The sequence below is a fragment of the Streptosporangium sp. H16 genome (assembly GCF_051918855.1).
Taxonomy (GTDB): Bacteria; Actinomycetota; Actinomycetes; order Streptosporangiales; family Streptosporangiaceae; genus Streptosporangium.
The window spans coordinates 1-10,174 of the sequence record NZ_JBPXMD010000074.1 but is presented as its reverse complement, the minus strand read 5'-3'; the positions used below and the strand labels follow the sequence as shown (position 1 = coordinate 10,174).

The window sequence follows — 10,174 nt, the reverse complement described above, 5'->3', positions numbered from 1 at the left end:
TGCCTCACCGCCTATCAAGACCTACTGGGCCCTGATAGTACGTCTAATCTTGCCACTCAAAAAGGAACGGAGCACTAGTGGAGATGCCGCCGCGGGCTCCCTCAAAGGGGCCCGAGACGTCGATGACCGGCAGGGTGTCCGGCAGACCGAGCCAGGAGGCGATCAGTTGAGCGGTGATCGGCACCCACGAGGTAGCCCACGCCAGGTCGACGCCCTGGTCGAGAAGGCCGTTCAACCAGGCGCCGTGATCGTGGTACAGGTGCACCAGGACGTCGACGAACGCACCCTGGGCATCGGGCCCGGCGTAGCGGTGCGCGACATAGCCGAGGTCGGCGAGGAGCAGACCAAGCAGCCGGGCGTGCGCGGCATCAGGGTTGAGGACACCGGCGACGTCCAGTGACGCTCTGGCTCGGTACGGCTGACGCCCCCGCCCGAGGGCGGGGGCGTCAGTGTTTCCGGCGGCGCGAGTCAGGGCGTGCTCGGAGAGACTGCCGGGCTCGACATGATCAGTTGCGAGAACTAGCAGGTGGACCGGCCGACTGCGTTCCCTGCGCGGAATCCGATGTTGTATGCCCTGTCGGAACGGCTAGGGCGGAACCCATAGCGTCGATGGCTGCACTGTGCACCGAGGTTATATCCCTCGTTGTAACCCGCTGTACACGTGCGGGCTAGGCGTCGTCCCATTCGTTTGCAGACCGGCGGCGCGAGTGCGTTTACGATTTCGGTACCTCTGACACTGGTCACAGTGTTCCCTGAAGCTGTAACGACAGAGGCTTGAGATGACTCGGTCACCCCGAATATAAGAGTGGCGATGAGCGCTGGGCCTAGGAAGATTAAGCGCTTTTTATGCATGCGCGTCTCCTTTGCAGGTGCGGACGTTACCGCCTAGTGCCATTCTGGCAAGCGCCGTGTGATTGTTCTGCCAAGGCTGCGGTGAGAAGCAGCACTTGAGCATCAGTGATCACTCCCTGAAACGGATTTGAATGAGAGCGCCGGTTTTGGTTCTCCGAGATACGCCGATACGGCTGAACATGCCCCACAATAATTGCGCGAACCGACCGGGTCTCCCGGCGCCGGGTAAAATCTCATTGCATAACATATTAGTATGTAATATGAATACATCGGATATGCTGGGGAATGTAGCATTGGCATGTCGGCGAATGTTCGGACTTCGGGGTCGAGGAACGCGGGAACAGCTCTCAGCCTCGATCTTTCGTGCGCCCAGCAGAACGGAGGTGGAGCCGTGACGTAGAGGTCCGGTAGCAGGCTGGCGGATTCGTCTCCGCTTTCAAGAACACGGATCCCAACACGGGCGCCCCGGATCCTCGCTGAGCTGCAAAATCGATCTACTTTGGGGTTGGGACTCCCTTCGGGGGACGACGCCTGCTGGATGGGTATGACGCCTATCGAGGCGTCAGGGTTAGTGCCCAACTATCACCTGATCGCCAAGGTATTTAATCAGGAGAGAAGGTCGCCATGCATGGCATCCGAGGTTTGATGCTCTTCAGCTCGGCGCTTATAATCGCGCTCGTAATTCCACCTGCAGCATCTTCAGAAGCGCGAGATTCTTCGCAGGTAGCATTCGTTAAAATCACCCGATATCTACCAAATCCCCAGTGTCGGAAAGGGGAGTGCACAACATACGGCGAGGGCTACAAAGAAGGTGTTAAAAGGGAGAATAGTTGTGACTACCCTCAGCCGGAAGGGCAGTACACAGACGAGTGGTTTGCTGGGTACGGAGCTGGATTGAGAGTAAAGACCGGACGTCCTAGTCTTTGCGGTTAAGGGTCCAGGTCACCGAAATCTTCCATTGACCACATCTGCTAGGTAGGCCCTCCGTCGGGTCCGTGTTACCAGCCGCAAACACGCCGGGCCATCCACGCGGAGGCGGCGCGCCCGCCTGGTGGACGAGGGCCTGAATGCGCTCGGCCGAACGAGCCGCCAAGGTCGCTCACGCCGTCGTCGCCTGGAATCGAGGCGACCGGGTGACGAGAGTGTGAGGACCGGGCAAGGACGGCGGCCGCCAGCTCCTACGAGTGGAAGCCAGCTCGGCGCGACACCGCCCGGCGTGCGGCCCGCCTCCCTGGCGCCGATTCCCGGCTGGCCCTCGCTCCTGGCATCCCGGCGTGCGAGGCCCCTGGGTTTTGCCTGCGGGTGTGGACTCCGGAGCAGGCTTGGGCAGAAGTGGCGTGGTTCGACTCCCGCTCGACCGCGAGCGTGACCGCCGCTCACCTACTGGTCGGCGTCGTCGGCCACTGCTACCCGTTCGTCGACATCTACGAACCCGGCCGCTCGGGCGACCGCGAGGTGATGGGTAAGCATCGGCGGAGTGGGGTTCTCAGGAGGAGGGGACATGCTCCCGGAGCCTACGAACGGTCACTGTCGATCAGGGCTGAGTCCGGTGATATCGACCCGGTTCGCTCATACACCGCAGTCCGCGAGGACCTGACCGGCCAACTGGCCAACGTCCGCGCCGAGCACGTCGAGCAGCTGCGCCGGCTACGCCAGGAGGCGGCCGATCAGCTCGCCGCCGAGCAGGCGCCCCATGGGTGAGGACGGGCTACAGGTCGTGCGTGAGGGCACCAGGGAGGCGTCGGCCGCCATCTGTGGTGGAGAGGGCTGATGGCCGAGGAGGGTGCGCCGGGCCTATACGAGGCGCGGGCCACGATCGCCGCGGCGGCGTGGTCGGCCTACGCCGACGGCTCGCAACTGCCGCCAGGCACAGCGGGTACGCGCCACGTACATGATCGCGTCCACGACCTTCCGTCGTGGGTGCTTGTCCGGGCGGCCGTCCCAGTGCGGGGCGGGAAGCAGGTGCCCGATCAACGCCCACTGCTGAGCGGTCAGATCCAAGGGGTAAAACTACTCTCGTGTCGGCCTCACCCCTACCCACCTGGCAGGACGGTCCAACGATCACCTCTCAAGCATGCACTTAACCACTTTTTGACACTTAACCAATCACAAATATTTATTTTGAAAACAAGTCGCAGGCTAAAATAAAAAGATCTACCTGGAGGCTCTTGCGAGTCGCGATCCGAGTCGTATCGAATCGATAGAAGAGGCCGACCGACTGGTTCGTCAACCGTTATTCAGTAAAGTTGCCGGTTGGAGCTTAGGTGGCTTGCACCACCTCGGGCGGCAATTCATCACCTCTGACCGGGAATCTACAACGACTAAAGCCGTATTGCCCGAAAAGTCGATCGGCATTTAACGAAGAATGTTGCCGCTTGAATAAAGGGTATCCACATGAACACCAAGAGGATTTCCGTCGTCATCGCTTTAATCGTCACAAGTACGTCGCCAATCACATTTGGCGATCCTTCTCCATTTCCAAACACTCATTCAAGCATTGAAACACCGCTTTCAAGCGAGATCCGTGAGATCAACAGCGGAGAGGCTGTGATATCAGAAAAATTCACCACGAATTCCAGGCGCCATCCCTCTTTCTCGGCCTTAAACAGGGAAATCGGCCGCCCGGATGTCCAGCAGGTTCAGCTCAGTCCCGGCACTGGAAGACATTTTCAAAAAATTCGTGTGCAAGCGGTAGTCCATGCATACAGAACCGAAAGCAGCCTTTGGTTAGCATACCCAGACGAAGACAGGCAGTTTCTCAACGAGATCCGCAACGCCGGCATAGTCGCCCCTGACGATCAAGCCATCAACGTCGCACGCAAGGTCGCCAATCACGCCTACAACGTCGTACAAGACTTCGGCGTATACGACCACCATGTTCCGGTATTCGTTTACGCAGCAATCAACGCATACACGCCCAACACCACCCCGCAAGACAGGCAGTTTCTCAACGAGATCCGCAACGCAGGCATAGTTGCCCCTGACGATCAAGCCATCAACGTCGCACGCAAGGTCGCCAATCACGCCTACAACGTCGTACAAGACTTCGGCGTATACGACCACCATGTTCCGGCATTCGTTTACGCAGCAATCAACGCATACACGCCCAACACCACCCCGCAAGACACGCGCCCAAACGCCCGTCCAGACGAAGACAGGCAGTTCCTCAACGAAATCCACAACGCAGGCATAGTTGCCCCTGACGATCAAGCCATCAACGTCGCACACAAGGTCGTCAATCTGGTGTTTGAAGATGGGGCTCCTGCCGACGGGCAAGCCGTCTACCAAGTCGTGCGAGAGTTTGGCGTATACGACAACCATATTGCAGCGTTCGTCAACGCCGCAATTCGCGCGTACGGTAATAACTGATGCATTCGTACGGGAAAGGTGGACACACGAGCGCAATTCCTGCGACATCGTCCAGCAGTAGAGTCCAAGCGGCGAGATCGCAGGCCGCGAGCGCACGAGGCGAGGAAGATACAGCGAACTATTTTAAGCGCTGTTGCTTACCCCACCTCCAATCAGCCTTTTCCAACCTGAAGTTGCAGGTCACGGGGCAAGCGTAGGACGGGGCAGGATGCTCGTGCTGCTCTTTCGTGTGTCCTACGAGAGCGTGGACGGTCCCGCGACGATCCAGCCAGCATCGGTAGGCTTGGCCCAAAAGCCCAATGACACCTCGATTATCTGCGTGCGGTAGGTGACCTCGACGTAGAACTGGCTCCCAGTGTGGCCCCAGTTGAAGCCTCCGAGATCGAGTTCGCAGAGCCAAGACAGGTCCTGCTCCCACCCATCGGCAGCAAGGCTGCAGCTCGTGAAAGAAGGCCGCTCCTCAGGATGAAATGGCTCTTATTGTGTCGGTGGGCGCTGCAAGCATGACGGGATGATCGCGACTCCTGACGACTACTCCTGGTTCTCCCCCGAGCGCTTCCCCGGCCTGGCGGATGCCTACGGCTTCACCTACGTCCGCGGCCTGACGCTTGAGGAAGTGGTGATCCGGCTCGGCGTCCGGGTTGAAGACTGCTCTCGCGTGACGCTTGATGGGCTGATCCGGTGGCAAACTTTCGGTGCCGTCGCCGTTGGAGACTGGGTGTTCCTCGTCGAGGCCAACGGCGGGCTCGGCGTCACCGAAGAGATCATCATGCCGCTGTCAGCGGGCACCCGTCTCGTCTCCCACTTCTACCTCGACGTCGATGACATGGACTACTTCTACTGGATCGACGACAGGAAGATCCGGTTCGAGTTCGCGCACGACGAAGGCTATTCCCACCGGACCGAAGACGGGAAGATCCGATTCGTGGCCAGGCCCCACGAAAGCTACTCAGAGGAGATGCCGGACGAACTCGCAGAGATCCTGGAGCGGATCGACTCTCCCGTCTACTCGATCGCCGCCCCCCACAAAGGGCCGGCGTTCCTGTTGGCCGAGCGCCTCACCGGGATCACGATGACGGCGCAACTGCTGGAGGAGTCCACCTATCTGTGCGGAGTCGTTCCCGGATCGAGGTGAGCAGGATCCATCGTCTGCAGACCCCGCGGGTTGGCAGGCGGACGGTGGATCACTTCGCTGCACGCTCCTGCAGGTTTCACGGGGGCAGTGTTCTCCGCGGGCCTGCCGCACCGGGCCATCAGGATGAAAAAGCCTCAGTATCGTGTGAGCGAGCATTGTGACATCCCATGGGCTGGATTAACGACCATGTGCCTGCTGTCTACCAAGTGGTAGGTGTCGATCCTGCCGTCAGGTTGTGGGATGAGGTGCCCAGACGTACGGTCGACCCTGCCGGTGACACTGACAGTCCAACCCGGTTCACCTTCCGTCGCCGGGAATTTACTCGTCCAGCTAAACGTATCGTCGTGGCGAATAGTCATGTGAGCATCCCAGGTGGACCCTGTTGCGACCTTCGTGCAGGTACCGCTCCAGTCTCCGGGAAGATCATCGTCCTTTGCGTTCGCCTGGGCATGGGTTGAGAGCCCCATCAGCGGGAGCGGCCCCAGGGCGATGATGAGCAGTGCTCTCTTTAGGGTCGCGATCAGATGCCGTGTTTCCGGAACGCCGTGCATGTGCATGAGGTTGACCTCCGTATATAGCCGGGCCCTTCTCGCTTGCCTCCTTGAATTTGTTTCGGTATCGCGCATCTTGCTGAACAGCTACACTTGTCGTATCTTCACCATTCCTGGTGTCTTTCTTCTCAGGTACAGCTGAGGCCCACGAGTCACTAGTCAGGACAACTCGCAGGCGTCGTCTGAGAACATCTACGCATACATTCTCGAAGGAATCGCCGCTGTTCATGCATGCACGCCATGTGCAAGTTTGGTCGGCCTTGATATCGGTAACATCTCAGGAATCCGCCTTTCTCGCTGAGACATGCACAGACACACGGCTGTTCGAGGCAACCCGAGCTGACCGGCAAAGCCTGCGGGGAGTTTGACGCTGATGACGTATCGGCTGGTGCCAGCGGTACGCTGACTACAGCCAGTAGTGCTAGGCCGATCAAAGTAACACGCGGTATGCCCTCCATGGGTTCGCCTCCGACGAAGATCGATGCACGGCAGCGCCTTTCGTAGGTTTGCTGTGGAGGGCCTTTTTCTCACGCCTCCGATCGTAAGGGTCTTCCAACGCGAAAGGCTAGTTCAGGAAGCAGTACCAGGAATACGGGTCGGACCTACTCCGATGCGCAGCGAGCGCGTGCGGGTTGTTGTGCTGCCACTTGCACGCTCGAACCATATCTATGCCCACGCGTTCGGATGCTTTGTGGCACTTCCACCCGTAGGCGTTGTGTTGCATGAGTACGACTCCCCAGTATCCGACTGACTTGCAGTAGCCGCCGAGCTCCACACCGCCGAGTATTCTCGGCTGGGAGACTTTGGCTGTTGCGGTTACCGAGTGCTGCAGCATAGCGCTGAGATTGGTCGAGGTGGCCTGCGATGTTGTCGGGAAGTCCCATCGCCAGGGTGCCAAGGAGTGCTGAGCCGAGCAGCGTCAGAGAAGGTTCCCGGTACATTCCGGGCCTTCTGTTTCTACTGCCGTACGGGGCTGGCTCCTTTCGTGTCAGCTGCTCAGCTGCGCGTGCACTTCTAATGGTCGGATTGCCGTCAGGTGCCTGTCTAGGCTCTTTGACTGTTATCGAGGCTGTTGGAGCCGAAGTCGATGGTGAGGCGATAGGAGCGCTTTACTGCGGGGGCGCGGGCATAGGCAGACGCCTGGCACGCGCATTGTCGGAGGCAGCCCAAGCCGGATGACCAACGACACCTTGAGCCGAACCAAATATGCCTGCGCCGCTCTCTAAGCCGACGGCCAGGTCGTCACCTTCGCCGCCGTCGCCGCCGTCGCCGCCCGGCGAGGACCACCGGAGGGGCGCTTCGGGCCGCCGCGACAGTCCAGGATCGCCGGCTCCCCCAGGCTGGCCCCAGGTCCGACTCCCCTGTCCGCATCCGGGCTCCGCACACCTGCCCACGCCGGCGCAACGCCGAGGCCCGTCGCCCTGAGATGCCGACCAACCGATGTCTGCCGTCCTGAGATGCCGACCAATCGGCCCCGTGAAGGCGCCCGGATCCGCAGTGAGAGGGCATCCACCGAGGCGAACGCCCTCTCACATCCGAGCCTGGCCGCCGACTCGGCCGACGTTTCCGCTCACAGCACCGGCGAACGCCCTGTCATCGGAGGTGACGGGCTCCTTTACGGGTCCGGCTCCCGCGACGCCCCTGCGGTCGCGATGGTCAGGCGGCCTGCCCGCGGGCGACGTAGAGCTTCATGTCGGTGAAGTCGAGGGTGATGGTGTTGGGCTTGTGGAAGCTGTGGAAGAAGACGGCCGGCACGTCGAACCCGTCGGGGGCGAGCGGCGCGTCCGGGTTCGTGAAGCAGTAGATGTCGTCGGCGGCGACGTCGCCGAGGCGCATCTCCTTCGGGTAGCAGGGGTAGGCGACGGCCGGGTGACTGCCGGCAAACGTCTCGACCGGGCGGTCGCGGTCGACGCGGACCTGCAACTGCTTGGCCGTTTCCTTTTTCACGATTCCGGCGACCTCGCTGTGTCCGCCGAAGAGCACGCCCACCACCCCTGTGCCGGAGCCGGCGGCACCGGCGATGCTGCCCCTGCTGTGGAGCCCGTGCTCGCGGGCCATCCACATCGGCAAGGGATCGGCACCTGCCCGTTTGGCGGCGGCGCGCGCCTTACCGGCCGTTTCGGGGGTCCGACGCCGCAGGATCAGCTGCCGGCCCGCGTAGTCGAAGGTGGTCAGCAGGTGGTAGAAGACCCACATGCCGATCATGCCGTCGTTGTCGGTGCTGACCTCTCCGCCCGACTCCGTCGTCGACCAGCTCACGGGGACGTTGCGCAGTTCGATGCCGCCCAGCCTGAACGAGTCCAGAACCCCGTAGTGTGCCCATACGACGCCGTCCAGGAAATCCATCTTCTCGCTGACGACGGGGCTCAGACCGGCCTCCTTGGCCACCTTCGCCGACACCTGCAGCGACGGGGCGCCGGTGTAGAACGTGAAGCGCTTCGTCGATCCGCCGTTGACCGAGGCCTCCACCAGCGGCTCCGGGTCCATCTGCTTCCAGGGCAGCTGCGCGGTGTCGCCGTGGACCTGGTACGGCTTGCCGGAGAACGCCGCGAACCATTTGGCGTAGGTCTCCTCGCCGGCGACTCGCCAGTGCGGTGCCGAAAGGGAGAGCTTGTCCTGCCGGATGTAGCAGTCGGCCAGGAGCCGGTTGGCCTGCTTGTCTCCGGGTGCCAGCTCGACGGCTATCTTGAGATACCTCTCGGCGTCGGGGAACCGGTTTGCCAGCAGCCCCACGTAGCCGCGCTGGCGAGCCGCGTGCACGTTCCCGGGGTCCTTTCTCAGGATCTCCTCGTACGCGCGACCGGCCTGCTCGAACCTCCCGGCCTTGAACAACGCGTCCGCGTCACCGCCACCGGCCTTGAACAACATGTCCGTGTCACCGACGCCGGCCACCGCCGTGGCCGCCTTGTCGAGCAGCGGCACCGTCGCGGCCGCACCGGCCAGCACGGCGGCACCCCGCAACAGCGAACGCCGGCCCCATTGCCTGTCATCAGTCATGCCTTCTCCTATTCGTGATCACCTTCACCGTGACGTTCCGCCCGGCGGACGGGCACAGCGGCTCCGGCCGGTCCACCTCGCCCTACTTGACCCGGCCGGTTCAGCTCGCCCCGCTTGACGAGGACGACGCCGAGTCGCCGGGCCCACCCGGGCCGCACCGCATCGGCCCCATCCGGGCGACCCTGGATCGGTGGCCGCGCTCCGGGCCGGGACCGCCTGGACGGCCGATCCGTCCGGCTTCGACCAGCCAACCGGTACGGCCACCGTGCCGCGGTCCACCTCCGGCTCGCCCGGACATACGGCCTGCTCGGAGGCTTGCCCGGACATACGGCCTGCCCGGGCACGGCGTCCCGTCCACGTTCTCGTCCGCGGTGAACAGTTCGGGTCAAGACCGGCTCAAGGCCCTTCCCCACGGCCTGGTCGTTTCTGATCGACAACACTCACGACACGCCGCCGGGTCTCGCCGCACCCTCGGTGACCGGCCCGCGGCTCGCCCGTCGACGCCACCCACTGTCTCCGAGCCGTGTCCACGCCGCGTCCGTGCCGTGTCATGGTCGTGTCACGGCCGCGTCGGCGGCCGTCGAGAGACCACGGGATGCGGCAGCCGACGCGCACACCCGGCACCGATCATGGTCGGTAACGAACGAGCCACGCCCCCTTTCACCGTCGAGGCCGGAAAGCGCGCCGCGCTCTTCTCGGCTTCACAGAAGCGGCAGCCGTACAGGTGCAGGCGATCGATACCGATTGATCTCCAGGTCTCTGACCCTTCGCAGAATTCACGTTCCTGTACGACCAGGGCCGCCGCCGCACAGCATTCCTCGCCCGTGGTGAGATACGGCGTGGCCTTTCGTTGAACCGGCGTCGAGCGACTCTCTCGAGATTGGCTTTGAGCCAAGATGAACTGAGTACCCTGATCCGGGAGGGTGCATGATCGTATTCGCGTGTACGGGCTGTGATGCCTCGCTGACCTTGCCCGTGTCGCGGGTCGTGCTCCCCGCTCACGCCCATCAGAGGTACGGTCACGAACTCCTGCCCGTGCTCATGGAGCCTGGGACTTAGACCGTGTCCTACATGGTGAGTTTGAGATGTCGCTTATGGCAGGTCATGGCTGCGGCGAGGGTGAGAAAGGCCAGGTAGGCGTAGGGGTGACGCTCGTAGCGGGGTGACAGGCGCCGGTAGCCGAAGAGCCAGGAGGATGGGTCGGCCGAGCGACGAGGTGTCAGCCGGGGCTGATCCTTTTCCGCTCGGCCTCCCGCCGAACCGGACTTGA

General features: G+C 62.2%; 6 protein-coding genes and 1 pseudogene. 4 read left to right on the top strand and 3 right to left on the bottom strand.

All coding sequences use genetic code 11. From position 1 onward, the window contains the following. Positions 1 to 166 precede the first annotated feature (166 nt). Positions 167 to 400: a hypothetical protein gene (locus tag ACTOQ2_RS43305; protein WP_440107769.1), complete on the top strand. Its 234-nt coding sequence runs from the start codon at positions 167 to 169 to the stop codon at positions 398 to 400. Positions 401 to 2,184: 1,784 nt separating this feature from the next. Then, on the top strand, positions 2,185 to 2,553 hold the full coding sequence (locus ACTOQ2_RS43300; protein ID WP_440107767.1) for a hypothetical protein: 369 nt from the start codon (positions 2,185 to 2,187) through the stop codon (positions 2,551 to 2,553). Positions 2,554 to 2,646: 93 nt separating this feature from the next. Here ACTOQ2_RS43300 and ACTOQ2_RS43295 read toward each other — a convergent pair whose 3' ends face one another. Next, positions 2,647 to 2,853, bottom strand: a complete 207-nt coding sequence (locus ACTOQ2_RS43295; RefSeq protein WP_440107765.1) for a transposase — start codon at positions 2,851 to 2,853, stop codon at positions 2,647 to 2,649. Positions 2,854 to 3,246: 393 nt separating this feature from the next. Here ACTOQ2_RS43295 and ACTOQ2_RS43290 point away from each other — a divergent pair, with 393 nt between their 5' ends. Both ACTOQ2_RS43290 and ACTOQ2_RS43285 read left to right on the top strand, forming a co-directional pair. Beyond that, positions 3,247 to 4,221 carry a DUF732 domain-containing protein gene (locus tag ACTOQ2_RS43290; protein ID WP_440107763.1) on the top strand — a complete coding sequence of 325 codons (975 nt, stop codon included), beginning with the start codon at positions 3,247 to 3,249 and terminating at the stop codon, positions 4,219 to 4,221. Between the two features lie 511 nt (positions 4,222 to 4,732). Further along, positions 4,733 to 5,356, top strand: coding sequence for a DUF6461 domain-containing protein (locus ACTOQ2_RS43285; RefSeq protein WP_440107761.1), 624 nt, complete (start codon positions 4,733 to 4,735; stop codon positions 5,354 to 5,356). Positions 5,357 to 7,563: 2,207 nt separating this feature from the next. Here ACTOQ2_RS43285 and ACTOQ2_RS43280 read toward each other — a convergent pair. Continuing rightward, positions 7,564 to 8,904, bottom strand: a complete 1,341-nt coding sequence (locus ACTOQ2_RS43280) for an aspartyl protease family protein (RefSeq protein WP_440107759.1) — start codon at positions 8,902 to 8,904, stop codon at positions 7,564 to 7,566. A 1,067-nt stretch (positions 8,905 to 9,971) separates the two neighbouring features. Continuing rightward, a pseudogene (locus tag ACTOQ2_RS43275) lies at positions 9,972 to 10,174 on the bottom strand (hypothetical protein); the annotation flags it as partial.